At 65.7% G+C, this 25,920-nt stretch carries 22 protein-coding genes; 14 read left to right on the plus strand and 8 right to left on the minus strand.

Annotated elements, in window-relative coordinates; genetic code table 11:
* The first annotated feature begins 2 nt into the window (after positions 1-2).
* Positions 3-1,634 carry a GMC family oxidoreductase gene (locus VHA82_RS22045; protein ID WP_325547319.1) on the plus strand — a complete coding sequence of 544 codons (1,632 nt, stop codon included), beginning with the start codon at positions 3-5 and terminating at the stop codon, positions 1,632-1,634.
* A 41-nt stretch (positions 1,635-1,675) separates the two neighbouring features.
* Here the strand turns inward: VHA82_RS22045 and VHA82_RS22050 are convergent, their stop codons facing one another.
* From VHA82_RS22050 to VHA82_RS22075, 6 genes are all read right to left on the minus strand, one after another.
* The gene (locus tag VHA82_RS22050) at positions 1,676-3,235 is read right to left on the minus strand and encodes an AMP-binding protein (RefSeq protein WP_325547406.1); all 1,560 of its coding nucleotides are present in this window, start codon (positions 3,233-3,235) and stop codon (positions 1,676-1,678) included.
* 173 nt (positions 3,236-3,408) lie between these two features.
* Positions 3,409-4,455: a porin gene (locus VHA82_RS22055; RefSeq protein WP_325547320.1), complete on the minus strand. Its 1,047-nt coding sequence runs from the start codon at positions 4,453-4,455 to the stop codon at positions 3,409-3,411.
* A 261-nt stretch (positions 4,456-4,716) separates the two neighbouring features.
* Positions 4,717-5,490 (minus strand): NAD(P)-binding domain-containing protein, encoded by a 774-nt coding sequence (locus tag VHA82_RS22060; RefSeq protein WP_325547321.1) that lies wholly within the window; start codon positions 5,488-5,490, stop codon positions 4,717-4,719.
* Positions 5,487-6,644 carry an aromatic ring-hydroxylating dioxygenase subunit alpha gene (locus VHA82_RS22065; protein ID WP_325547322.1) on the minus strand — a complete coding sequence of 386 codons (1,158 nt, stop codon included), beginning with the start codon at positions 6,642-6,644 and terminating at the stop codon, positions 5,487-5,489. The genes VHA82_RS22060 and VHA82_RS22065 overlap by 4 nt, the downstream gene beginning before the upstream one ends.
* Positions 6,645-6,655: 11 nt before the next feature.
* On the minus strand, positions 6,656-7,627 hold the full coding sequence (locus VHA82_RS22070) for a tripartite tricarboxylate transporter substrate binding protein (protein WP_325547323.1): 972 nt from the start codon (positions 7,625-7,627) through the stop codon (positions 6,656-6,658).
* A gap of 25 nt (positions 7,628-7,652) precedes the next feature.
* Positions 7,653-8,636: a Bug family tripartite tricarboxylate transporter substrate binding protein gene (locus VHA82_RS22075; RefSeq protein WP_325547324.1), complete on the minus strand. Its 984-nt coding sequence runs from the start codon at positions 8,634-8,636 to the stop codon at positions 7,653-7,655.
* A 165-nt stretch (positions 8,637-8,801) separates the two neighbouring features.
* Here VHA82_RS22075 and VHA82_RS22080 point away from each other — a divergent pair, with 165 nt between their 5' ends.
* The 9 genes from VHA82_RS22080 (at position 8,802) to VHA82_RS22120 (ending at position 20,172) form a co-directional block, all read left to right on the plus strand.
* Entirely contained in the window at positions 8,802-9,857 is a 1,056-nt protein-coding gene (locus VHA82_RS22080) for a tripartite tricarboxylate transporter substrate binding protein (protein WP_325547407.1), read from the plus strand.
* A gap of 238 nt (positions 9,858-10,095) precedes the next feature.
* On the plus strand, positions 10,096-12,177 hold the full coding sequence (locus tag VHA82_RS22085) for an acetate--CoA ligase family protein (RefSeq protein ID WP_325547325.1): 2,082 nt from the start codon (positions 10,096-10,098) through the stop codon (positions 12,175-12,177).
* Positions 12,174-12,704: a (2Fe-2S)-binding protein gene (locus tag VHA82_RS22090; protein ID WP_325547326.1), complete on the plus strand. Its 531-nt coding sequence runs from the start codon at positions 12,174-12,176 to the stop codon at positions 12,702-12,704. Before VHA82_RS22085 ends, VHA82_RS22090 begins: the two co-directional genes overlap by 4 nt.
* Entirely contained in the window at positions 12,701-15,052 is a 2,352-nt protein-coding gene (locus VHA82_RS22095) for a xanthine dehydrogenase family protein molybdopterin-binding subunit (protein WP_325547327.1), read from the plus strand. Before VHA82_RS22090 ends, VHA82_RS22095 begins: the two co-directional genes overlap by 4 nt.
* Before the next feature lie 39 nt (positions 15,053-15,091).
* Positions 15,092-16,210 (plus strand): acyl-CoA dehydrogenase family protein, encoded by a 1,119-nt coding sequence (locus tag VHA82_RS22100; RefSeq protein ID WP_325547328.1) that lies wholly within the window; start codon positions 15,092-15,094, stop codon positions 16,208-16,210.
* Between the two features lie 10 nt (positions 16,211-16,220).
* A complete protein-coding gene (locus tag VHA82_RS22105; protein WP_414708684.1) occupies positions 16,221-17,411 on the plus strand; it encodes an acyl-CoA dehydrogenase family protein in 1,191 nt (396 codons plus the stop codon).
* A gap of 62 nt (positions 17,412-17,473) precedes the next feature.
* Positions 17,474-18,457 (plus strand): tripartite tricarboxylate transporter substrate binding protein, encoded by a 984-nt coding sequence (locus tag VHA82_RS22110; protein WP_325547330.1) that lies wholly within the window; start codon positions 17,474-17,476, stop codon positions 18,455-18,457.
* 41 nt (positions 18,458-18,498) lie between these two features.
* Positions 18,499-19,302, plus strand: coding sequence for a crotonase/enoyl-CoA hydratase family protein (locus tag VHA82_RS22115; RefSeq protein ID WP_325547331.1), 804 nt, complete (start codon positions 18,499-18,501; stop codon positions 19,300-19,302).
* Between the two features lie 75 nt (positions 19,303-19,377).
* Positions 19,378-20,172 carry a xanthine dehydrogenase family protein subunit M gene (locus tag VHA82_RS22120; protein ID WP_325547332.1) on the plus strand — a complete coding sequence of 265 codons (795 nt, stop codon included), beginning with the start codon at positions 19,378-19,380 and terminating at the stop codon, positions 20,170-20,172.
* Between the two features lie 5 nt (positions 20,173-20,177).
* Here the strand turns inward: VHA82_RS22120 and VHA82_RS22125 are convergent, their stop codons facing one another.
* Entirely contained in the window at positions 20,178-21,224 is a 1,047-nt protein-coding gene (locus VHA82_RS22125) for a citrate/2-methylcitrate synthase (RefSeq protein ID WP_325547333.1), read from the minus strand.
* On the opposite strand from VHA82_RS22125, the gene VHA82_RS22130 reads away from it, so the two are divergent.
* Both VHA82_RS22130 and VHA82_RS22135 read left to right on the plus strand, forming a co-directional pair.
* Positions 21,205-21,369: a hypothetical protein gene (locus tag VHA82_RS22130; RefSeq protein WP_325547334.1), complete on the plus strand. Its 165-nt coding sequence runs from the start codon at positions 21,205-21,207 to the stop codon at positions 21,367-21,369. The genes VHA82_RS22125 and VHA82_RS22130 overlap by 20 nt on opposite strands.
* Positions 21,370-21,535: 166 nt before the next feature.
* Positions 21,536-22,324, plus strand: coding sequence for a 3-oxoacyl-ACP reductase family protein (locus VHA82_RS22135; RefSeq protein ID WP_325547335.1), 789 nt, complete (start codon positions 21,536-21,538; stop codon positions 22,322-22,324).
* Between the two features lie 4 nt (positions 22,325-22,328).
* On the opposite strand, the gene VHA82_RS22140 is transcribed toward VHA82_RS22135, so the two are convergent.
* Positions 22,329-23,228, minus strand: a complete 900-nt coding sequence (locus tag VHA82_RS22140) for a VOC family protein (RefSeq protein WP_325547336.1) — start codon at positions 23,226-23,228, stop codon at positions 22,329-22,331.
* Between the two features lie 190 nt (positions 23,229-23,418).
* Between VHA82_RS22140 and VHA82_RS22145 the strand changes: the two genes are divergently transcribed.
* Together VHA82_RS22145 and VHA82_RS22150 are read left to right on the plus strand one after the other, a co-directional pair.
* The gene (locus VHA82_RS22145; protein WP_325547337.1) at positions 23,419-24,447 is read left to right on the plus strand and encodes an aromatic ring-hydroxylating dioxygenase subunit alpha; all 1,029 of its coding nucleotides are present in this window, start codon (positions 23,419-23,421) and stop codon (positions 24,445-24,447) included.
* The gene (locus tag VHA82_RS22150; RefSeq protein WP_325547338.1) at positions 24,444-25,916 is read left to right on the plus strand and encodes an aldehyde dehydrogenase family protein; all 1,473 of its coding nucleotides are present in this window, start codon (positions 24,444-24,446) and stop codon (positions 25,914-25,916) included. Before VHA82_RS22145 ends, VHA82_RS22150 begins: the two co-directional genes overlap by 4 nt.
* The last annotated feature ends 4 nt before the right edge of the window (positions 25,917-25,920 follow it).

Raw genomic sequence — 25,920 nt, forward strand, 5'->3', positions numbered from 1 at the left:
GGATGCGGTGGTTCGACTACATCGTCGTCGGCGCGGGTTCGGCGGGATGCATTCTTGCCAGCCGCCTCACGGAAGATCCCTCGTGCACCGTCCTCCTGCTCGAAGCAGGCCACGAGCCCACAGGTGTGCTGCGCGACATGCCGGGGTCGATCTTCAAGATGATGGCCGGGCGGCCGGACCTGAGCTGGAATTTCACGAGCGAGCCCGAGCCCGGCCTCGACGGCCGCAAGGTCCCGCTCCCGCGTGGAAAGACCCTGGGAGGTTCATCCCAGATCAACGGCCTCGTGTACACGCGAGGGCACGCCAGCGACTTCGACGAATGGGCCCGGCTGTCGTCGCCGGATTGGGATTGGCAACATGTGCGCCGTTACTTCGAGCGCTTCGAGGCCTCGATCGTGAGCGCGCCCGACCACGGTCGCCTTCTGCAGGACACTTTTCGCACGGCGGCGATCCAGGCCGGCCACCAGCCGGCGCAGCTGGACCCGCGCAGCTGCGACGGCTTCGTTCCGAGCGAGCTCACCGCGGACCGGCGCGGCAGGAGAATGTCGGCGCACCGCGCGTTCCTGCGACCTGTGAGGGGGCGCCCGAATCTCACGGTCGTCTCCGGGGCCCACGCCAGCCGGGTCCTCATCGAGCGCGGACGCGCGACGGGCGTCGAGTACATGCGTCGCAACCGCATGGAAACAGCCCACTGCGACGGCGAAGTCATCCTGTGCGGCGGCGTGTACGGCTCGCCGCAATTGCTGCTTCTCTCCGGCATCGGCCCGCCCGAAGCGATCCGGGCCGCGGGCCTCGCGCCGCTCGTGGACCGTGCCGAAGTCGGCGCGAACCTGGCCGAGCATCCGATGACCTGGCTTCATTACGTCACGAAGGAGCCGTCGCTCGTCGAAGAGCTGCGCTGGGACCGCGCGGCCGCCGCGGTCGCAAGGTGGGCTCTGCTCGGCCGCGGCCTTTTCGCGAGCAACTTCTGCGGCGGCCACTTGTTCGCGCGCAGCAGCGCGGAACTGGCGGCCCCCGACATCCAGGTTTCGTGCTTCCCGATCGACAAGAACGCGAAGCTGTGGTTTCCCCTGGTTCGGCGACGCGCGGCGTACGGCCAGGGGCTGATGCTGCAGCTCGTGCGTCCCGCGAGCCGCGGCTCGGTGACGCTGGCGGGAAGCGATCCCCGCATGCCGCCGCGCATCAGCCTGAACCTGCTGACCGAGCCCCGCGACGTCGACGCGATGGTGGCCGCGATCCGCATTGGCAGGCAGCTGCTGCGCCAACCCGCGCTGCAGGCGATGGGCGCGACCGAGGACATGCCCGGTCCGCAATGCACGGATGTGCGCGAGCTGCAAGCCTACCTGCGCCGCGTCTGCATGATCGGCCAGCACGCCGCGGGCACTTGCCGGATGGGAAGCGACGCGGATTCCGTCGTGGACCCGCATCTGCGTGTACGCGGCGTGCAAGGGCTTCGTGTTGTCGATGCTTCGGTGATGCCGATCGTGACGCGGGCGAACACCAACGCGGCCGCAATGATGATCGCCTGCAAGGCCGCCGACATGATCCTGCACCCCTCGCTCGGCTCGCCGGTGGAGAAGGCGGCTGCAGGGGAAGCACGCGGGATTTCCGAGGAGACCCGGCTGTCTTCATGAAGCAGCGGCCGGATCGCGTCGACGGCGCCCGGGATCGGACGTCAGCCCGCTCGGTGCGCGGCTTCTTTCGCCAGCAGTTCAGCGATCTTGCGCTTGAGGGCCGGCTTGTCGATTTTGCCGATGCGGGTCACGGGAAACTCGTCGATGACTTCGATGCGCTCCGGACACTTGTACCTGGCGAGTCCCTCGCTTGCGAGAAACTCCGCCAGTTCGTTCACCGATGGCGCTTTCGCACCCGGGCGCGGCACGACGAAGAGGCAGCCTTTCTCGCCGTAGAACTCGTCGGGCATGGCCACGAGCTTCGCATCCGCGATCGCCGCGTGGCGGCTGGCGAACGCTTCGACTTCCTCGCAACCGATCTTCTCGCCGCCCCGATTCACGTTGTCCCTCGAGCGCCCCTCGAAGGCGTAGTAGGCGACACCCTCGATCACGTGCGCCGTCATCATGTCGCCCGTGCGCACGAAGCCCTCGCTCGTGAACGCCGCCGGGTCGCCGCGGAAATAGCCGCGCAGGGACGACGGCCCGCGAAAGCACAGTTCGCCCATCGTGCCTGGGGCGGCAGGCACCTCGCTATCGGGTTGCAGCAGGCGAATTTCCGTGAAATTGCAGCCTGTCTTTCCCTGCGTGCCATGCCGCGCGGCCTGCGGCGCATCGCCCGGTGTGCCCAGCAGCAGGCCCTCGGTGATGCCGAAGAGATTTCCGCAGGGCACGCCGATGTGACGTTCGAGCTTGTCGGCGCGGCTCATGGTCGCGAAGAGTTTCAGCGATGACAGGTCGTGCTTCGCGACATCCTCGTAGGCAAGCAGTTTCGGCGCGACCGGGCCGATGGAAAGTGCATGCGTGACGCGGTGGCTCTCGATCAGGTCGAGCATTCGTGGGATGTCGACCTTCGACATCAGCACTGTTCCGATGCCGCCCCAGACCGCGGGCATGATCGAATACAACTGGCCGGCGTTGTGGATCAGCGGCAGCGCCCAGATCATCCGGCTCGTCCCGTCGATACCGTGGATGTTCGTGAGCGTGGCCGAATGCGCCAGGTACTCGCCATGAAAACGCGGAATGATCTTGGGGATGCCGGTCGTGCCTCCGGAGAGCTGGAAGCTGAGAACGTCGCCGCAGCCCAGGCGCACGTCGCGAAGAATCTCCTGCGCTTCGCGCGCCGTCATGCCCTCCAGCATGTCGCCCATGCTCCAGCCGTCGCCGCCACCGCCCCCGCGCGCGACGATGAGGTGCCTGTACGATGAATGCTGGTCCATCATGCGGCGCGCGAAGCCGACGAGGTCGAAGCCGCTGAAGTCGGCCTGCACGAAGTACGCCGCCGGCTCGGCGAGGCGCGAAAGCTGGCCGATCTCCACTTCCCGATGCTGCGGCACGGCGCAGACGGGAATCACCCCGACGCGGTAACACGCCAGCAGCGCGAGCACGGTTTCGATCGCCGTCCCCATCTGAAACATCGCTCGATCGCCGGTACGCAGGCCGATCTTCAGCAGCGCGGCGCCGAGCCTGTCGCTTTGATCGCGCAACTGCGCGACGGTCAGCACCCGCCCGTCGGCCTCGAAAGCCATCGCGTCGGGAACTTGGCTCGCAGTGGCCGCAAGCATCTCACCCACCGTGGTGTTACGCCAGGCGCCCTCACGGATGTAGAGTGCCGCGAGTTCCGGCTCGCAGTACCGGACACCTTCGACAGGGTGGAGGACGTGTTCTGTTGGCGTATTCACGGGCGCTGCAAATGAAGCGGGCGGCCCGCAAGAGCCGCCCGGGTCGTGGCCGAAGCTCAGAACGTGTGGCGAATGCCGACCTGAACGCCGCTGGTGTCCGCGCCGGCGGTTGGCTTGGCGGCCGCGCTCATGTCCTGCGTCGCGGGCCAAAGCGCGAATTTCGCGCCCTTTTCGTTGCTGATCTTCGCCATCGTAGTGTAGAGAGTCGTGCGCTTCGACAGGAAGTAGTTGTACCCCACCGCCACCTGTGACGCTTCGAAGCCCGGGTTGTTCGTGCGGACATAGGAGGCCTTGATTTCTCCCGTGCCTGCCGGCACCGAAGCTCCGACCAGCCAGCCGCGCGCCGACTTCAGTCCGTCAACATGGTTCTGCTGCACGTACGCGGAGACCCGCACCACGGGAAAGCTGTACAAGGCGCCCACGGCGGAAGTCTTGCTTCGCACCGGAATGCCCGTGAGGCCGACCGTCGCGGCGCTCACCTCCGCCACGTCGTACATGGCGCCGATGTAGAGCGGGCCTCTCGTGTAGTCCAGTGCCACGGCGCGGTTGCGCGTCGGGGCGCCCTCGCCGAATTGGTAGAGCAGACGACCGCGAAAGCCCGCCATGTCGGGGGTGATGTACTGCGCCGAATTGGGCTGCGTGATGTTGTATCCACGATTGCCCGCGCCTTGCAGGAGCGTTTCGCTCGCTCCCATCTGCACGCGGTTGAATGGATCCACCCGCACCGTGAGCCAGATGCCGGGCGCCCAATGCTCGCCCAGTTCGAGGTAACCCATCTTGGGGCTGCCGATGCCCACGTACGACTCGCGATTGAACGGCGTCGCACTGGCGAAATTGCCGTTGTCGGCAGAAATGCCCGATTCGAGCTTGAAGTAGGCGAGCATGCCGTCGCCCAGTTGTTCCGTGCCGCGCATGCCCCACATCGAGGTGTCGCTGCTCAGAGTGTTTGTGGTGCCTGCACGCTGCACCCTCACCGAGTTCACCGATAGGTCGAGGCGCCCATAGAGCTGGACAGCGCTGTCGCCCGTGATCGCCGGTTGCGCGAACGCGCCGCCGGCTGCGGTGATGGCCATGGCCGAAAAGATCTTCTGGTAACGCCCCACGATGTCTCCTTTTGCTTTTGCCCGAGCGATCGGACCGCGCGAATAACCGCACCCGTTTGACTGATCCCTTTCGAACGAAACGGCGCCGTTCGCCCTCTTCCCTTCGGCCCGTGCTTCGCAGGCCCTGTGTCGTTCACACGCGGAGCGCCTTTCCGCGTCATTTGTCATTCTGACATGTTAGTCGAAAAACCGTCGCACAAGTCAATGCATCGCGAAATCGCCTCACCCTTCGTTGCGCGCCAGTGACACGCAGGCTCCGGCTCAGGAAAGCAGCCGCCGCGCGGCCGCGAATTGCTCCTGGATATCGGCGATCCGGACCTGCGGAAATTCGGGGATTGCCGTCCGCAGCAGCTCGATGTCTTTGGCCAGCAGGCCGTCGTTGTAAGTGAGGAGGGCACGGCTGATGAAACTCGTGGCCGCGCCATTGGCAATCACTTCCAGCAACGATGCGGCGGGCAGGCCGCGGTCCGATCCCATCTTCAGAATCTCGGCGAGCGTGGCCGCCTGGTATGCGATGGTCAGGTTGTTCAACAGCTTCGCGAGGGCCGGTTCACCGGGCCGCGCGAATTCGACGATGCGCTCGGCAAAGGAATGCAGCACGTCCTTCTCGCCTTGCGGCAACGTCCCGGCGGCCATGGCGACAAGGGTCCCCGCCCGCGCGGCAGGCTCGCCTCCGGTAAGCGGCATCTCGATGACGGCCCCGTCCGCTCGCGCCATTGCCGGCATCTCCCGGGCGAATGTGGGCGAGACCGTCGCCATGACATAGGCCGCGCATGCGGGGCCGTCCCGCCATGCCGCAAGCGTCTGCAGAACGTGGCGCACCTGGGTCTCCGTGCGCACGACAACGAGAATCCGCGCGATTTGCGACGGGTCGATCTCGCGGACGTCCGCGAACGCGGATCTGCCGGTCGCTTCCGAGAAGAACTCGCGGCGTTGCGCGTCCGTGTCCACGCCGAGCACCGGCTGCCCGCGGCCGTCCAGCCGGCGCGAGATCGCGAGGCCGAACGTTCCGAGTCCGACGACGACCGTGTTCACGTGCCGTGCGGGCGCCACTCGTTGCGCGCGACGCCCATCATCGCGCGCCAGCGATTCCAGAATTGCCTCATGCGGTTGTCGTCGCCGCGAATGCCTTCGGTGACCTCCTCGCCTCGCGCCATGATGCTGAACGGCATGCCTTCGGACATGATCCCGCGCTGCTGGAGCTCGAGCACGACGATGTCTTCGGCGACCTGGTTGGACGACCAAGCGGTCCAGCACTTCACCCGCGTCTCGCGCACCTCGGGCGTGTCACCGACCACGCCCAGCGCGCGTCGCTCCCAGATCGTGCTTCGCGCATCGACTGGACGCTGCGAAAGAATCTGCAGCTGATTGTTCAGCGGCTGGATCACGAGCCCCGGGAACAGGTGGAAGTGAAAGCCCGTCAAAGGCTCGAGGCCCGGCAGCGCATGTTTCTGCGTGGCTTCCCATACGTCGTCCGCCACGAAGCCACGGCCGTAGGTGATGTACTGGATGCAGTGGCCGTTGTCCGTGAGCTTGTACCGCTGCGGCGGCATGCCCTTCGCGAGCTTCGGGTGAACGTTGGGTACGTGGTAGCCGTCCCGCCAGTTCTCGGACAGCATCTTCCAGTTCGCCTTCACGTCGAAGACATCCTTGCGATAGACCTCGTATCGCGCGGCGCCGAGAGTGCGCCGCATGAGGCCGGTCAGCTCTTCGCCGAAAAAAGCTTCGATGGACGGCGCGTCCGGATCGAGGCAGACGAACAGCAGGCCGCAGAAATTCTCGAGGCGCACCGGCGCCAGGCCGAAGTCTTCCTTCCTGAACCCGATGACCTCGTAAGCCTCGGCACCCGGCAGCGCCCGCAGCGACCCGTCGAGGTTGTAGGACCAGTTGTGGTACGGGCAAAGGAAGGCGCGCGCGGTCCCCTGCTCCTGCGAGGCCACGATGGCGCCCCGGTGCCGGCACGTGTTGTAGAAGGCGCGAATCCGACCGTCCGCGCCCCTGGATATCAGGACGGGATCGCCTGCGATCTCTCGGGCGACGAAACTCCCCGCTTCGGGAAATTCGCTTTCGTGCGCGACGAACAGCCACACTTTGCGCAGCACGTCCTTTCGCTCCGCGACGAATGCCTCGGGGGAATAGACCGACTTGTGGACCAGCCACAGCGGATTGATCGCGGCTTGCAGGCTCACCTTGCACGCTCCTATTCGGCGGTGACACCCGTGGCTTTGATGATGCGCTCCCAGCGCTCGCGCTCCTTGGCCATTGCCGCTTCCATCTGCTCGGGCGTGCTCGCCACCACCTCCAGGCTCAGGTCGTTGACCTTTTGCTGGACGTCCGGCTGCTTCAGGATTTCGGCCATGGTCGCCGAGAGCTTGGCGGTGATCGCCGGCGGCGTTGCGGGGGGGGCCACCATGCCGAACCAATACGTAAAGACGAAATCGGGCAGCATGGTGCTCATGAGCGGCACATCCGGCAGGCTGCGCGAACGCTTCTCGCCGGTCACCCCCAGCGCGCGGAGCTTGCCGGCCTTCACGTGCGTCACGGTCGGCCCGAGCGCGACGAACATCATGTCGACCTGTCCCGCGAGCAGGTCCATGAGCGCGGGCGTTCCGCCTTTGTACGGGATGTGCGCGATGCTCACGCCTTCCCGTGTCTTGAAATATTCGCCAATCAGGTGCCCCATCGAACCGGCGCCCGGCGATGCATAGTTCATCGTGCCGCCCTTCGCCTTCGCAAGGGCGATGAGTTCCTGCACGTTGTTGGCGGCCACGCGGGGATTCGTGACCAGGACGATGTCGCCGCCAACGAGCACGGAGACCGGGGCGAATGCGTTGGGATCGTAGTTGAGCTTGGGATAGAGGCTCTTGTTGATGACGAGCGTGAATTGCGGCGTCACCATGAGCGTGTACCCGTCGGCCGGAGCCTTCGAGACGAATTCGGCGCCGATGTTTCCGCCGGCGCCGGTGCGGTTCTCGACCACCACCGGCTGATTCCATTTCGCCTGCATGCGCTCCGCGAGGATGCGCGCGATGCGGTCGGAGCCGTCGCCCGCCGGGAACGGGACCACGATGCGGATCAGGCGGGACGGGTAATCCTGCGCCATCGCGGCGGGCGCCAGAACGATCGCGATACAGGCGGCCAGCGCCGCGGCGAATGATGACGACAACTTCATGTGAGTACCTTGTCCCGGATCGGGGTTAGTCGAATTTGAGTCCCGCCGTTCGCACGACGGCAGCGTAAGTTTCCGATTCGCGACGCATGCGCGCCTGGGTCGCGGCGGGCGACGAGGGCACGACCTCCACTCCGAGAGGGATCATTTTTTCCTTCACGTCCGGCAGGGCGAAGACTCTCGCGATCTCGGTGTTCAACTTGGCGAGGATTTCCGGCGGCACGCCCGCGGGCGCGAACATCGAAAGCCAGAGCGACATGTGCAAGCCCGACAGTCCCGCTTCTTCCATCGTCGGCAGTTCGGGCAGCGAGGCGGCGCGCCGCGACGAGGTCACGGCGATTCCCCGCACGCGGCCCGCCTTCAGGTGAGGCGCGATCGACGCGCTGTCGAAGATCGCGAACTGCACGACGCCGCCGATCAGTGCGGCGGAGAGCTCCGCACCGCCCTTGTACGGGATCGCCGTGGCCTTGACGCCCATGCGCTGCAGAAGCAGCTCGGTCGCGACGACGGACGACGGTGCCGACCACGCGTAGTTGATCTTTCCCTCGTTGGCCCGTGCCCACGCGACGAACTCCTGCGCATTGGATGCCGGGACTGCGGGATTGACGACCAGGACGAACGGAACTTCCAGCAGCGGGCCGAACGGGACGAAATCCTTCGCCGCGTCGTAGGGCAGCTTCACCCGGGCAGCAGGAAGGATGACCATGGGCCCGATCCCGTTCAGCGTGATCGTATGCCCGTCGGGTGGGGCCTGCCTGACCGCATCGAGCGAGATCACGGAGCTCGCCCCCGGCTTGTTGTCGACGATGACGGGCTGGCCCCATGCGAGCTGAAGCTTTTCGGCGACGATTCGCATGAGCAGGTCGTTGGCGCCGCCGGGCGAATAGCCCACGACGATACGGACAAGCTTGCCGGGATAGGACGTTGTCGGCTGCGCCGTTGGCTGCGCGGGCGCGCCGAAAGGCGCGACTGCGAGTAACGCGGCCGAGAGAACTCCGCGACGAGAAGCCATGTTGTCTCCTTGTTCAGGCGAAGTATTGGACGCGGCACGGGTCTCGTTCAATCTTGATTTTTTTGTCAATCAAGAAAAGGTCCGCCTGTCTCGGTCGCCTTGCGACGAAATGACGCGCTACCCGGCACGCCGCGTCGCGGTTGATTGCCGGAATCAATCTTGATCATGACGGCGCCACCACGTAGTGTTTGCTTGCAAGTTCTACCCAACCTTTTCCCTGCTGGACGACCCGGCCGGGATGTGAGCCTGTCGCATATGACCATCAAGGCAATCCTTCGCACGGCGTTCCTTGCCCTCGGGTTCGCGGCGGCGTCCATCGCAGCAGTGCACGCGCAGGAAAGCGGCACCATCCGCATCATCGCTCCGGTGCCCCCCGGAGGATCGCTGGACATGACCGCGCGACTGCTCGCGGAGCACCTGTCGGCCGCGTGGAAGCAGAACGTGATCGTGGACAACCGGCCCGGCGGCGGCACCATGGTGGGGGCGAGAGCAACCGCCCAGAGCAAGCCCGACGGACTCACCGTGCTGCTGTCGACATCCGCCATGGCTTCGTACTCGGCGTTCTCGAAGAACTCCGGCCTCGATCTGCACAGGGACTGGACCTTCATTTCGACCGTATCGCGCGTACCGCTGTTCATCGCCGTCGCTGCGGACGCGAAGATCGATTCCGTCGGCGATCTCGCGCGGTACGCGAAGTCCAGGGTGGGCCAACTGAACTACGCGACGTACGGCGCAACCACTCGCGTCATGTCCGAATTGCTCAACCGCTCCCTCGGGATCAAGGCCGAACCGATCCTCTACACGGGCTCGGCCCAGTCGATACAGGCCTTGATTCGAGGCGACATCACCTACATGCTGGAAGCGATGTCCACCTTGAGCCCGCTGGTTGCGGCGAACAAGGTGAAGATTCTCGCCACGACCGAGCAAGTCCGCGTGGCCGGATTCCCCCAGGTCCCGACGCTCGCCGAGCAAGGCTACACGGTGTCCGATCTCGGTGTCTGGTATGGCCTCTTCGCACCTGCCGGACTCTCGCCGGCCGTGACGGAAAGATTCAACAAGGAGATCGTGAACTTCTCCAGATCGGCGCGCGCGAATGCGGTGCTCGAGCCTCTTGGCGCCGTGCTGACGAGTTCGACGCCCGAGGAGCTGCGCGACCTGGCGTTTCGAGACGAGCGGCTTTTCCTGAACGCGGTCAAGACGCTCGGCATCGAGCCTCAGTGACACGCGCCGTGCGGCGGGTCGTTGCCTTCGTGAATGGAATGCTCGGTAGATACCCTGTGAGTTGAACTTGAGAATCAACGTTGATGGCACGAGGCGAAAAGCTTAATGTCGCCATCCACTCATTCACGCATCCGTCCATCGCCGAACACGAACGCAGGCAAGCTTCGCACCTCCTCACGACATGTCAATCGAACCGAAAGCTGCCGGCCCATCGGCACGTCGCCGCAGACTCGAGCGGATGCTGAATCCTCGCTCGGTCGCCATCATCGGAATGTCCTCGCGGCCCGGGACCTTCGGTCGACAGGTCCTCGAGAACCTGCGTGTGAATGCGTTCGAAGGCCCCATTCACCTGGTCGGTCGCAGCGGCGGCGAGATCGACGGCATCGAAATCAAGACGAAGGTCGAGGACCTGCCGTTCGATATCGACCTGGCCATCGTGCTTGTGCCGGCCGCTGCGGTGGGCGACGCGCTCGAGGGTTGCATTGCTCGCGGCTTTGGCGGCGCCGTCGTGTTCAGTTCCGGCTTTGCCGAAACGGGCCCTGCGGGAGCGGCGGAGCAAGAGCGCGTGGGCATGCTCGCCTCCGAGGCGGGGTTGCCTGTCATCGGGCCGAACTGTACCGGCTACACGAATTTCATCAGCGGCCAGGTCATCGGCTTCGTGACGGTCGTGAAGGTGCCGAGGCTTGCCTCCGGCACGGGAGATGCCGTCGCGATCGTCGCCCAGAGCGGAGGAATCCAGGGCCACGTTTTCCAGGCGCTGGTCGCCAGAGGCGTGGGCGTGTCCTATTCGATCGCGACCGGCAACGAAATGGACCAAGGTCTCGGAGATTTCATCCAGTACCTGGCTGAAGATCCGTCGACGCGGGTGATTGCCGTCTATGCGGAGCACATTCGCAACCCGAAGCGGTTCATCGACGCCGCGCGGGCGGCGAAGGCCCGCGGCAAGCCGGTCGTGCTCCTGCATCCGGGCTGGAGCACCAAAGCCCAGACCGCCGCCCAATCGCACACGGGTGCCATGGCCGGCGATCACGCGGTGATGCGCGCCATGGTGAGCCGGGAAGGCGTGTTCTACGTCGACTCGCTCGACGAACTCGTGGATGTCACGGAAGTTCTCGCGCGCTATCCCCAGCCCGAGCTGGGTGGGCTGGGCATCCTCACTTTTTCCGGTGCCGTGTGCGGCATCGCCCAGGACTTCTGCGCCAGCCTCGGCATCGACGTGCCGGAACTTTCCGCGGGGGCGCTGCGTGTGCTCTCGGAGAAACTCGAGGACTACATCACGCCTTCGAACCCGCTCGATCTGGGCACGCAGGTTCTGGTGCAGCGAGACCTCGTGTTCACGGGACTTCAGGTGCTGCTCGCGGAGACTTCGATCGCGGGCGTTGTCATCGCGATCCCGGCGGCCGGCCCGACCAACGCGATGATCTATCTCAATCATGTGATCGATGCCGTCTGCGCGAGCTCGAAGCCGGTCTGCCTCGCGATGTTCGGCGACACCGCGCCGTTGCCCCCCGGATTCGTGGAGCGGGCGCGGGAGCATCGCATCGTGCTGTCTCGTTCCGCCGATCGATCGATGCGAGCGCTGGGGCGGGTCATCGGTGGCCGGTTCGCCGCGTCCGAAGAAGACGCGGGGCTCCCGCTCGAGCCGGCCGCGATCGTGCCGCAACCGGCCGCGGGCCCGCGTCCCGAATGGGAAGGCAAGCAGATTCTGCGGACGATCGGCGTTCCGGTGCCGCCCGGTGGCCTGGCGAGGGACGCCGGAGAAGCGGTCGCGATGGCCGAGAGGATCGGCTATCCGGTCGCCATGAAGGCGCAGTCGGCTCGCCTCACTCACAAGACCGACGCCGGTGGCGTCTTGCTCGATGTGAAGGACGCCGATGGGGTGCGCGCGGGTTGGGACAGCCTTGTTCGCAACCTGGCCAATGCCGGCGTCCAGGAAGCCCTCGACGGCATGCTCGTCGAAAAAATGGCTGCGCCGGGGCTCGAACTTCTCGTGGGCGCACATCGCGATCCGCAGTGGGGCCCGGTCACGCTCGTGGGCCTCGGTGGGGTCCTGGTCGAGGCCATGGACGACGTGCGCGTCATCGCTGCGCAGGCTTCGGTCGACGAAGTCCGCTTCGAACTCGAGCGTCTCAAAGGCGCCAGACTCCTGAAGGGATTTCGTCACCTGCCGCCCGTCGATATGCAAGCGGTCGCCGGGACCGTGCAAAAGGTCGGGCGTCTGATGCTTCAACGTCCTGACATCGCCGAAATCGACGTGAACCCCTTGGTCGCATATGCCGACGGCGTCGTCGCGCTGGACGCCCTCTTCGTCTTTTCATGAACGAAGTCGTGGGAATCATTCAGATGCAAAAGGTCCGACTGACACTCAACCGCCGCGCGGTGGAAGCGGAAATCCCGCCGACCACGCTCCTTGTCGACTTCATCCGGGGTCACGAGGGTCTGACGGGCACGCACGTCGGTTGCGACACCGCGCAGTGCGGCGCATGCACGGTCCTCGCCGACGGTGAGCCGGTGAGGAGCTGCAGCGTGCTGGCACTGCAGGTGCAGGGGCGCTGCATCACGACCATCGAGGGATTGGCGCAGGGCGGCCAGGCGCTTCACCCGGTACAGGAAGCGTTCATCGAGACCCACGGGCTGCAGTGCGGGTTCTGCACGCCCGGAATGGTGATGTCCTGTGCCGCGCTGCTGGCCAGGAATCCCAACCCCGACGAACGGGCCATCGTCGCCGCGCTCGAAGGAAACATCTGCCGCTGCACGGGCTACGTGAACATCGTCAAGGCCGTGCAGGCGGCAGCGGCCCGGATGCCCGCAGCCCGCGTCGATGATCCCTTGGACTCGCGAGCATGAGTAAACGAGATCTTCCCGTCGTCCCGCCACCTCAGGGCAGCGGCCACCCCGTCCGGCGCATCGAAGACCACGCGCTGGTCACGGGCCAGGGGCGCTACACCGACGACGCCAGCCACCCCGATCAGCTGCACGTCGCCTTCCTGCGCTCGCCGTACGCGCACGCGCTCCTCGGGAATGTGGACGTCAGCGCAGCCCGCGCATCGGCGGGCGTCGTGGAGGTGTTGACCGGTGCGTCTCTTGCCGCCGCCGGGGTGAAGCCGATCCCCTCGCTCGTGCCTTTCAAGCGGCCGGACGGTAGCGCGGGCGCGAGCCCCCCCAGGCGTGCCCTTGCCCACGAGCGGGTTCGCTACGTGGGCGAGGCAGTCGCCGCCGTCATCGCGACCAGCCATGCCGCGGCCGTGTCGGCGCTGGATGCGATCATGGTCGACTACGAGGAATTGGCGGCGGTCACCGACCCGGCGTCGGCCATGCGATCCGGCGCGGTCCCGTTGTGCGATCAGGCGCCCGACAACGTCTGCGCCGTCGTCCGCTACGGACAAACCGATGCGGTGCGCGAGGCATTCTCGAAGGCCGCCCATGTGGTCTCGCTCGATCTCGTGAACCAGCGCATCGCGGCATGTCCAATCGAGCCGCGCGCGCAGGTCGCCTACGTGAACCCGGAGGACGGCCGGCTGATGATCTTCATCGGCTCGCAGACACCCACGGGGGTGCGAGATGGCCTTGTCGCGACGATTCCCGGCCTCACCGCCGATCAGGTTCGCGTCACGGTCGGCGACATCGGCGGCGGCTTCGGCGTGAAGGCGGGTCTTCACCCGGAAAGCGTCGTCGTGGCCTATGCCGCCTGGACACTGAAGCGGCCGGTCAAGTGGCGCTCGCTGCGGCTGGATGAATTCCTGGCGGGCCCGCACGGGCGAGACCTGCACTCGCACGCGGAACTGGCGCTGGACGCCCAGGGCAAGGTGCTCGCGCTGCGCTCGGTCTCGCACGCCAATCTCGGTGCGTACGTCGCGGGTGTCGGGGCAATGCTGCACCTGCTGTTCGGACCCTGGGTCAGCACGAGCATCTACGACATTGCGCTGATCGACCTTGAACAGGTCGCGGTGCTCACGAACACGGCACCCGTGGGCGCTTATCGCGGCGCGGGCCGCCCCGAGGCAATCTTCATCATCGAAAGGCTGCTGGATGCCGCGGCCCGGAGGATGGCGATCGACCCCGCGGAAATCCGGCGAAGGAACATGATCCGGCCCGAGCAGATGCCCTACACCACCGCGACAGGCATGGTGTACGACGTCGGCGAGTTCCCCAGAATCCTCGACGCCGGGCTCGAGCTCGCGGACTGGTCCGGCTTCGAGGCCCGGCGTGTTGCCGCCGCGGCGCACGGCCGTTTGCGAGGCCGCGGCATCGCGACCTTCCTGGAATGGACCGGCGGCGGAACGCTGAGCGAGCAAGCGACCGTGTCGATCAAGGCGAACGGCACCATCGAGATTGTCTCCGCGACGCAGGCCATGGGCCAAGGCATCGCGACAAGCTACGCGCAACTGGCCGTCGACGTTTTCGACGTGCCGATCGAAAGCGTCCGGATCGTCCAAGGCGATACCGACCGCGCCAACGGGATGGGCAGTGTCGGTTCGCGTTCGCTGTTCACGGGCGGAGCAGCGGTCAGGGCCGTGTCCGAGCTTGCGCTGCAACGAGCTCGGGAGCTGGCGGCCGAGGCCCTCGAAGCGGCGTCCGACGACGTCTTGTATGCCGCCGGGCGTTTCAGTCTGGCGACAAAGGAATCGAGCATCGGGCTCTTCGAACTCGCGGCCCGCCAGCCGGGCGGCGCCTTCGTCGTCCAGGGCAAGGCCAACGCGGATGGCGCGAGCTGGCCGAATGCCTGCCACGTCTGCGAGGTCGAAATCGAACCCGAAACCGGCGCGGTCGAGGTCGTCGCCTACGCATCGGTCAACGACATCGGGCGCATCGTCAATCCGGTCATCGCGCGCGGGCAGGTCGAAGGCGGCGCCGCCCAAGGCATTGGCCAGGCCCTCTGCGAGCAGGTCGTCTACGACGCCGGCAGCGCGCAGTTGCAAACCGCGAGCCTGATGGATTACGCGCTGCCTCGTTGCGACATCTTCCGCGACTACAAAACGGTTTTCGATACGTCGATCCCCTGCAAGACGAACGTCCTGGGCGCCAAGGGCGTGGGCGAATTGGGAACCATCGGAGCCACGCCCGCGGTCGTGAGCGCGGTCAACGACGCGCTGAACCGGGCCGGCTTCGCCGGCGAGGCCGAGCGGCTGCAGATGCCCCTCACCGCCCCGAAAGTGTGGGCGCTGCTTCAACGACAGGGACCCGATCGCGCATGACGATCTCTGCAAGGTGTTCATCAACCACGGATTGATTCGATGGAATTTGAATTGACGGATACGCAGGAAATGTTGCGCAGCAACGTCCGGCGTCTGGTTTCCGAGCGCCATGGCTTCGAGCAGCGCAAGGCCTTCATCGCGAAGGCGCAGTGGAGTCCCTTGTGGAGCGACTTCGCGCAGATGGGACTGCTGGGCGCGGAGATCGACGAGGCGCACGGCGGAAGCGCAGGCAGCCTTCGGGACCTCGGGGTCGTCCTGGAGGAGCTTGGGCGGGGACTGGTCGTGGACCCGTTCATCGAGACCGTCGTGCTGGGGGCGGGACTCGTCTCGCGCGCGGGTTCCGCGCGGCAGCGCGACAACCTGCTTCCCAGGGTCGTGGCGGGACAGCTGAAGTTTGCCCTGGCCTACGTGGAGCGCGACTCGCGCTACAGCCTCGAGCGCATCGAAACCAGCGCGTCGGAGACGTCGGGCGGCGGCTATGTGATCGTTGGCCGGAAATGCGCGGTGCTGGGCGCCGCTGACGCCGACCTCCTGATCGTGAGCGCCCGGACGGGCAAAGGCCTGTCGCTGTTCGTCGTGCCGCGAACTGCGCCGGGGGTCGCCGTTCACGACGGCGTCGCGATCGACGGGAAGCGCTCCGCGGAGGTGAGCTTTCATTCGGTCCGGGTCACGGCAGCCGATGTTCTCGGAGCGCCGCACGAAGGTCTGCAGCACCTCGAATGGGCGATCGACCGGGGTGCGATCGCCGTTTGCTACGACTCCCTGGGCGCCATGACGGCTCTCAACGCGCTCACGGGCGAATACCTGCGCACCCGCCAACAATTCGGCAGGCCCATCGGCTCCTTCCAGGCATTGCAACACCGTTTCGCCGACATGAATATCGCGGAGCAGCTGGCACGCTCCATCGTCCCATTGACGGCTGCCGATTACGCGGACACCGCGACACGCTGCCAGGCAGTGTCCGCGGCGAAGGTGCAGGTGGGCGCATCGGCGCAGATCGTCGGACGCGGCGCCATCCAGCTGCATGGGGGCATCGGCGTGACGCTCGAATATGCGGCTGGCCACTACTTCCGCCGCCTGGCGGCGGCCGAGATGATGTACGGCGACAGTTCGTTTCACCTGGAAAGGTATGCCCGGCTGTCCTGGGCCGAATGTTGAAAGGACGATGGTGGAACTGCAATATCCCAAGGAAGTCCAGGACTTCATGCAAAGGCTGCGCGAATTCGCGCGCGCCAACCTGCCCGACTCCATCCGCCGCAAGACGCTGGCCGACCAACGCATCACGCGCGAGGAACAGGCGCAGTGGCAGGCGAAGCTCATCGACGCGGGGTTCGCAACACCGGGTTGGCCCGTCGAGTACGGCGGCCCCGGCTGGAGCGCGCTCGAGCAGCATGCCTACGATGTCGTCATGGCCGAGGAAGGCGCGCCGCCGGCCCCCGCATTCGGCGAGAACATGGTGGCCTCCGTGCTGTTCGCGATCGGAACCCCGGAGCAGAAGAATCACTACCTTCCCCGGATCCGCAAGGTCGAGTACTACTTCTGCCAGGGCTTTTCGGAACCGAACGCGGGCTCGGACCTCGCCTCCCTGAAGACCCGCGCGCACCTCGAGGGCGAAGAGTGGGTGATCAACGGGCAGAAGATCTGGACATCGCTGGCCCACATGGCAACGCATGTCGTGTGCCTGGTGCGCACCGATCCGCAAGCAGCGCGGCCGCAGGAGGGCATCTCGATGCTGATCTTCCCGCTCGACCTTCCGGGAATCACGATCAGACCCATCATCACGATCGACGAGGATCATCACACCAACGAGGTGTTCTTCGACAACGTCCGGGTGCCCAAGGATGCCCTGGTCGGCGAAATGAACCGCGGGTGGCAGAACGCGAAGCATCTGCTCGGTCACGAGCGGACTTCCGTCGCGCGCGTCGGGCAGTCCAAGCGTGAACTCAAGCGGTTGAAGGCCCTCGCGACAACGCACCTCGTCGACGGGAAGCCCCTGCTGCGCGACCCCGTCTTCGCCAGCAAGGTAGCCGCGCTCGAGTGCGAAATGCTCGCGTTCGAAATGACGGCGCTGAGAGTGGCGAAGCGCAGCCAGGACGTCGCGACCGGCGTCGAGGCGAACCTCCTGAAGATCAAGGGATCGGAAATCCAGCAGCGCCTGACCGAACTGAAACTGGAGACTTTGGGGCCCCTCGGGATCCAGTTCGCGCCGCCGAACGGCGAGGAAGAAAGCGCCTCGCCGTTGCTCACGGGCGAAGAAGGAATCTGCGCACCGACGTATTTTTACTACCGCGTCCTGTCGATCTACGGCGGTTCGAACGAAATCCAGCGAAACATCATGGCGAAGTCGCTTGGTCTTTGAACAATTCGCAGCTCGCGCGAGCGGCGTGCATCCACACCAAGCGCATCAAAGAGACATAACCGATGAAAACCTACATGTCCCCAATCGATCGCCGTGACATGCTCGGCCTCCTGGCAGTGGGGGCGGCGGGTCCTGTGTTCGCGCAGGCCGACGCGCCGTCCGGCCCCATCCGGCTCGTGGTTTCTTTCGCGCCGGGCGGCAGCGCCGATGGTGTCATGCGCATGGTTGCCAAGGAAGCTTCGGCCAGCCTGAAGATTCCCATGATCGTCGACAACAAACCCGGCGGCAGCGGGATTGTCGCCGCCGAATCCGTGCTGCAGGCGCGGCCGGACGGCAATGCCCTGTTGCTGGCGTCCACCACGTCGATCATGCATCCGGCATTGGGCGTGAAGACCCGGTACGACTTCATGAACGACTTCGCTCCCCTCGCCCATGTGGTCAGTGCCGCGAACGTCGTCGTGGTTTCGGCCAAGACCGGGATCACCAATCTTCGAGACCTGAAGGCAGCGGCCAAGGCGCAGCCCAAGGACTTCGCCTTCGGCTCGCCCGGCGTCGGGTCCAGCGGCCACGTGCAGGGAGTGCTCCTGGGCCGGCAGGCGGGCGTGGAGCTGACGCATGTCGCGTACAGGGGAAACGCGCTGCTTCTCAATGACCTGATTGCGGGAACCATCAACGTCGGGTTGCTCGACACCATGACGCTGGCGCCTTTCGCCAGGGACAAGGCGCTTGCTTTCGTCGCGGTGACGGGTCCGAAGCGGGTGCAAACCCTGCCCAGCGTCCCGACGCTTGCCGAGCTCGGCCATCCCAAGTTCGAAATGCTGGCATGGCAAGCCATCTTCGCTCCCGCGGGCGTCCCCGCCCCTGTCCAGGCGACGCTCGGGCGTGCCATTGCCGAAGCCCTGAAGGTGCCGGCCATTTCCGAATGGATCGCCAACAACGGCGCGGTGCGGGTCGACAAGGTGGGCAAGGAATTCGCAGCGATGGTGCGTGAGGACGCGGCTTCGTGGACGGCGATCATCAAGGAAGAAGATATCAAGATCACCTGATCACTCATGGACAACAATCACGCCATCAGTCTGGAGCCCGCATGTCGTTCGTAACCTACGAGATGGAGGGGCCGGTCGCGCTGATCGGCCTGAATCGCCCCGACAAGCGAAACGCCATGAGCGAAGCCGTGCTGAAGGACCTTCGTGAGGCCATAACGCGCGCCGATGCGCAAGCCGACGCAGCGGTCCTCTTCGGGCACGGCCTCAATTTCTCCTCGGGACTGGATCTCGCCGAGCTGGCCGCTCGCATTGCTGCGAATGCGCCGCCGCCGCGCAGGCGCAAGCCGAGTGCGTGGCATGAAGCATTCGACTTCATCCAGCGGGGCGGCATTCCGTACGTGGCGGCGCTGCACGGCGCGACCATCGGCGGCGGCCTCGAGCTTGCCTGCGCGGCGCACATCCGCGTCGCCGAGGAAACGACATTGTTCGGCCTGCCGGAGGCGCAAAGGGGAATCTTCGTCGGAGGAGGCGGCACGGTGCGGATCCAGCGGATCCTGGGCTATGAAACGATGGCGGACATGATGCTGACCGGCCGCATGCTCACCGCCGAGGAAGGTCGCCAATTCAGGCTGGTGCAATACATCGTCCCGCCAGGCCAGGCGCTGGCTCGCGCCAGGGAACTTGCTGCACGGATCGCCGGCAACGCGCCGATGATCAACTGGCAGATCACGAATGTCCTGCCCCGCATCAACGATCTGTCGCACAACGACGGACTGTTCGTCGAATCGCTGAACAACGCCATGGCGCGCTCCCCCGAGACGCTGGATCGATTGCGAGCCTTCGTCGAAAAACGCGCCGAACCGTTGCTCAAGGGCAATGCCTCGGACACGAGCCGACAGTCGTGACGGCCATCGTGCTCGCCGCGAGATTTTTCATCTGGCGCCGACCGGCCACCATCGACATGGACAAAGGATGTCGTCATGTATGAGTTCGAATACCGGCGGCCGGCGAGCCGGTCCGCCGCCGCGGCGCAATCGACTGCCGACACACGGTATCTCGCGGGCGGGCAAAGCCTGGTGCAGTCGATGAAGCTGCGCCTGACGCAAAGCGAGCGCCTCGTCGATCTCGGCGGCATTGCCGACTTGCAGGGCATCACGGCAGATCGCGACAGCGTCACGATCGGTGCGATGACCACGCATGCCGCGGTCGGCGCGTCAGCCGACGTTCGCCGCATGATCCCGGCCCTCGCTGATCTTGCGGGCGGCATCGGCGACCCGATGGTCAGGACCATGGGAACGATCGGTGGCTCGATCGCCAACGCGGATCCGGCCGCATGCTATCCGGCGGCGGTGCTGGGACTCGGCGCCCAGGTGCGCACCGACAGGCGCACCATCGAAGGCGACTCGTTTTTCAAGGGACTCTTCGAGACGGCCCTCGAGCCCGGGGAATTGATCGTCGACGTCAGGTTCCCGGCATTGCATCGGGCCGCGTATGTCAAGCACAAGCAGCCCGCTTCGCGATTCGCGCTGGTCGGCGTCTTCGTGAGCCGCGGCCCGGGCGGCGTCCGGGTCGCGGTGACAGGCGCGAAGTCCTGCGTGTTTCGCGCAAAGCCGCTCGAAGAAGCCCTGGCCACGTCGTTCACGCCGGAAGCGGCCAAGGCCATCCGGTTGCGCGCCGATGACATCAACAGCGACCTTCACGCATCGGCCGACTACCGTGCGGCCATGATCAGCGTGATGGCTGCTCGCGCCGTCGCCATCGCGGCGACGAGATAGCGGTCTCAGACTTCCGGGGTCATGTACTTGGCCCGCGGACGGACCAGGAAACCCGCAGTCCTTTGCTCGAGGATGTGTGCAACCCAGCCCGCCGTCCGCGAAATCGCGAACAAGGCGCTGGGTGTCTTCGGCGGTAACTGCAGGGCATTGCAAACCGCGACGGCGCCCATCTCGACTCGCGGGTGCACGTGCAGCTGCGCCTTCGCCGCATCGAGGAACTTGATGAGCTGCCGCACCTTGCGGGACTTCGGGGCCAGCTTCGCCGCGATCTCCAGCAGGCATTCGGCGCGCGGATCGCCGCCCGGATAGAGCGGGTGATTGAAACCGGCCGGCGTATTGCCATTGCGCTGGGCTTCCCTCAGACGCGCGAGCATTTCGTCAGGATCCCGCGAAGATGCCACGAAGCTTTCCACTCGGTCGTGGATGCGCGCGATGTACAGGCCCGAATGCGTGGTGAGCGCGGCGGTGATGCAGCCGTGCATGAACGTTCCAGCCGACGCGGCCACGCGCGCCGCGAAGGTCGAACCGGTCAGTTCATGGTCGGCCAGAAGCACGAGGATCGCATTCAGGGCGTGCTCCGCGTCCTCCCCGCGGTGCGAGGCGCCCAGGATTCGCAGGAGAGCGGCCGCGACCGATTCGCCCGCGCGCATCGGCTCCGGCCGACCGGCCAGGGTGAGATAGCCCATCGTGGCCGCCATGACTTGAATGAGCTCGCGCGCGGCTTCGCAGGGCGCGGCGGTCTGCATCTGTTGCGCGACCGTGCCTCGCGACATGCCCAGGAAAAGCGCGGACATGGCAAAAAGATCAAGCAGCCGGTCCTTGCGTTCGCGCAGCGGCAGGTGCCGGCCCAGCGCGCCGATTCCCGTGGGAATGCGCACGATTTGCCAGCAGATCGGTTCTTCGAACCACATGCCGCTCCAGAGCAGTTCGGCCACGTTCTCGAAAGCCGCGCCACCTTTGGCCATGGCGACCGCGGATCGGCCGCGGTAATGGGGACCCTCGGCCGTGATTTCCGTTACAGAGGTCGGCAAAATGGGCTCGCCCCAGCGCATGGCGCCCGCCGCGGCGACGCCGTGGCTGCTCCTCGCCGTGGCACGCGCCTTGACCTTTTCGACGTCGTCGAGCGAGTACATGCTGGACTTGCCGCCACCGGGTTTGCGCATGCGGCGAATCCAGCCGCGGCTCACGTACGCATAGAGCGTCTGCGCCTTGATGCCCAGGCGCGACATGGCTTCGGCGCGCGTGAGGTAGCGCTCCTGGCTGTCACCGGCCGGCGGCTGGGCATAACTGTCTTGAACCATCAATCAACATTGATAAAGTGAATGGAGAGACTCTATATTGGTCCGCCTTGGAAAAAATCGCAATGCAGGAACAGCAAAACGGACTCTTCGACATTCGGGGACGCGTCGTCATCGTCACAGGCGCGGGCGCGGGCTTGGGCAAGGCGTATTGCCTCGAGCTCGCCAGGCTCGGCGCGCGCGTCGCCTGCGCGGACATCGACGGCAAGGCCGCGAACAGCTGCGCGGACGAATTGACGGCGGCCGGTTGGGAGGCGACGGGCGCGCGATGCGACGTCGCCGACGCGGCTTCGGTCGACGGCATGGTGCGCCATGTCGTCGACCGCTTCGGCACGGTCGACGCGCTGATCAACAATGCCGCTCTCATGAGCACGCTGCCGCGCGGCCCCTGGCATTCCATCACTGAAGCGGACTGGGATCGAGTGATGGCGGTCAACACACGGGGACTCTTCCTGTGCTGCCGCGCCGTCTATCCTCACATGAAGCGCCGCGGCGGCGGCAAGATCGTGAACATTTCATCCAACCGGGTGTTCGACGGCACTCCGAACCGCCTTCACTACACCACGTCGAAAGCCGGAGTGATCGGATTCACGCGTGCGCTCGCGCGGGAGGTAGGCGACGACAACATCTGCGTGAATGCCGTCACGCCCGGATTCACCGCGAGCGACACGCAGGTCGCGAGCACGGACCCGGGATACGCCGCGCGCATGGAGGCGCTCAACGAACGCAAGGCGCTGAAGCGGACGCAGCTTCCCGCGGATCTCGTCGGCACGGTGGTCTTTCTCGTATCGCCGGCCAGCGATTTCATCACGGGCCAGACCCTCAACGTCGACGGCGGCTTCGTGATGCACTGAACGGCTAGGCCGAGTCCGTCTGCCGGCGCGGCGTTCCGGCCATTGCCTTCATGATCCGCTCCGAAGGCTTGCGGGCCAGGCCCCAGCGGCAGGGGCGGCGCGGGAAATTCCCCCAATAGGCGGCGTCGTGCACGACGTAGGTGTCGTCGACCTGGTCCATGTCGGTGGTGTATTCGACCACGTGTCCGTCGGGGTCGATGAAATACGCGAAGACATTGTTGCCGGGCCCGTGCCGGCCCACGCCCCACTCGATGGGGTAGCCCGCCTCGGTGAGACGCCCGCAACCATACATGAGCCCATCGAAATCCTCCATGAGAAAGGCTGCATGATTCAGGCCGACGCAAGTCCCGCGAGCGATCGCGATCGTGTGATGGTCGGCGCCGCAACGAAGAAATCGCATGATCGCGGTTTCATCGCTGACCTTGAAGCCAAGGAAGCCGCAAAACCAGTCCGAGAGCTGCGCGAGGTCCGGCGAATTGAGAACCACGTGCGTCAATTCCACCGGCTTGTCGGGCGCGCGCAGGCCCGCTTGTTGCCGCGCGACGCCGCCGGATACCCGCACCCGCAAGCCGCCCGGCGCTTCGAAACAAGCGCCATAACCACCACCGTCATCGGCCTCGAGCTCATGCCCCGCCGCAAGCAGCGGCACACCGTGGTTGCGCGCCTTCTCGCAAAGCGAATCCACCGCCTTGTCATCCCGCGCGGCCAGGGTGATGCTTCGCAACCCCGGCTGGGCAGCCGCATACACCGATAGAGCGTGATGCTCCATGCCGCCGGCGCGCAGGTGCGGCGAGGCGCCCAGCCGCTCGAGGCCCCAGACCGACTCGTAGAAGGCGAACGATCGCGCAACATCGGCGACCTCGAGCTCGATGCTCCTCAATCCGGTAATCACGGCGTCACCCATCGATGCCTCTCGTTCTCGTGCCCGCAGTATTCCACGCCGCGCCCGCGTGAATCAATCTTGATCGTCCGCTCAATGACGCCGCTGGGTTGAAAGAGCAATCAAGATTGATCAGTCACGGAGCCCGCCCCAGAATCGGCGCGACACCGAACAGGCGCGCCGGCGCGCCGGGAACCCGACGACGAGCCCATCGATGAGACATCTGAAGAACACCTGGTACGCGGCGGCATGGAGCTCGGAACTCGCGCCCGACCGGCTCCTGGCGCGCCGTTTCTTCGACGAGCCCACCGTCATGTTCCGCGGCAAGGACGGCCCGGCGATGATCGCCGACTATTGCCCGCACCGTTTCGCTCCGCTTCACCGGGGGCGCCTGGCGGATGGCTCGGTCGAGTGCGGCTACCACGGCCTGCGTTTCGACGGCCAGGGCCGCTGCGTCCACAATCCGCACGGCGATGGCGCCGTTCCCGCGGGCTGCAAGGTACCGAGCTACCGCGTGGCCGAACGCCACGGTGTGATCTGGCTCTGGCCGGGCGATGCCGCGCTCGCGGACGAGGAGCAGATTCCGGACTTCAGCTACCTCGACGCACCCGAACGCAAGACGGTGAGCGGGCTTGCCAACGTGCGCGCGCACTACGAGCTGATCGCCGACAACCTGATGGATGCGAGCCACACGCAATACGTCCATTCCGACCTTCTCGGCACCGACGCCTTTCGGCGCAGCAAGCACGAAGTCTTCCAGGACGGCGAGGCGGTCCACAGCCACTATCTCATTCCCGGCAGCGCGATTCCGGCCGCATACGCGGCATATTTCGACGATCCGCAAACCCGCGTGGACTACTCCATCAATTTCCGTTGGCTGCCGCCGGGGCTGGTGCGCAACAGCGTCTCGCTGATCCCGGTCGACGGCATCACACCCGGCATCTTGCGCACCGGCTCGCACTTCATGACGCCGGAGACGGAGCTCACCACGCACTATTTTTTCGCACACACGCGCAACTTCCGGCTCGACGACGAAAGTATCGACGAGCGCATCAGGTGGTGGCAGAAAGCCGGGCTGACCGAACAGGATGGCGCGATGATCGAAGCTTGCCAGTCCGTGATGGGAACCGCGGACCTCGAGAGCCTGCATCCAGTCCTGTTTTCGATCGATGCGGCGGCAGTCAGGGTCAGGCGAGTGCTGGGCAACCTGATCGATCGCGAGCGAGCGAAGGAATCGACATGAGAACCAAGGACATCCCGCGGGGCATCCTCCCCACCCGCACGCAGCTCTTCTATGGCGGCGCGTGGCACGCGCCCAGGTCGGGCGAATACGCGGACACCATCAATCCGGCCTACGACGAGCCCATCATGAAGGCGCCGATGGCAGGAGCCGACGACGTCGACGCGGCGGTGACGGCGGCGAACATCGCATTCACCTCGTGGCGCGCCATGCCCCCGCAGCGGCGGGGCGATCTGCTGCGCAAGGCCGCGGCGGTCCTGCGGAAAAACGCGCATGAACTGGCGATGCTCGACGCGCTGAACAACGGCAACCCCGTCAGCACGCTGGCGAAGGACGCGGGCATCGCGGCCGATGGCCTCGAGTATTTCGCGGGCCTCGCCACCGAGGTGAAGGGCGAAACCATTCCAATGGGAAGCGGCAACCTGAATTACACGGTCCGCGAGCCTCTCGGCGTTGTCGCGCGGATCATTGCCTACAACCATCCCCTCATGTTCGCCGCGCTACGCATTGCCGCCCCCCTTGCTGCGGGGAACACCGTCGTCGTCAAGGCGCCGGACCAGGCGCCGCTGTCGACGATTCGTCTCGCGGAACTGATCGAAGACATTTTTCCGCCCGGCGTAGTGAACTTCCTGACGGGCGGGCGCGAGTGCGGCGAGGCGCTGACCCGGCATCCGCTGGTGCGCAAGGTGACGCTCATCGGCGGCGTTCCGACGGGCAAAGCCGTGATGCGAAGCGCCGCCGATGGCCTGAAGCCGGTCCTGCTCGAATTGGGCGGCAAGAACGCCCTGATCGCGTATCCCGACGCCGACATCGACAGGCTCGTGGGTGGAGTCGTGGGCGGCATGAATTTCACGTGGTCGGGGCAAAGCTGCGGCTCGACGAGCCGGGTCTTCCTGCACGAATCCATTCACGATGAGGTGCTCGACGCCGTCGCGAGGGAGCTTCCCAGGCTGCACAAGCCCGGCATCCCGACGGACCCAGCGACGACGATGGGCTCGCTCGTGAGCCGCGCACAGCTGGAAAAGGTCGAAGGCTTCGTCGAGTCCGCGCGGGCCGATGGCGCCCGGTTGGTGGCGGGCGGCAAACGCCCCGCCGACCCCGCGCTCGCCAAGGGCTTTTTCTTCGAGCCGACGATCTTCGCCGACGTGAAGCCCCACATGCGCCTGGCGCGGGAGGAAGTGTTCGGGCCGATCATGTCCGTCTTCCGCTGGTCCGACGAGGACGAGATGTTCGAGGCCGTGAACGGCGTCGACTATGGCTTGACGGGATCGATCTGGACGCGCGACATCGCCACCGCCCACCGCGCCGCGTCGCGCATCCACACCGGGTATGTCTGGGTCAACAACAGCAGCCAGCATTTCCTCGGGGCGCCTTTCGGCGGCGTCAAGCAGTCCGGAATCGGGCGGGAGGAATGCTTCGAGGAGCTTCTCGAATTCACGTACACGAAGAACGTGAACGTGAAGCTCGACTGAAGGA

The sequence above is a fragment of the Ramlibacter sp. genome (assembly GCF_035548915.1).
Lineage (GTDB): Bacteria > Pseudomonadota > Gammaproteobacteria > Burkholderiales > Burkholderiaceae_C > Ramlibacter.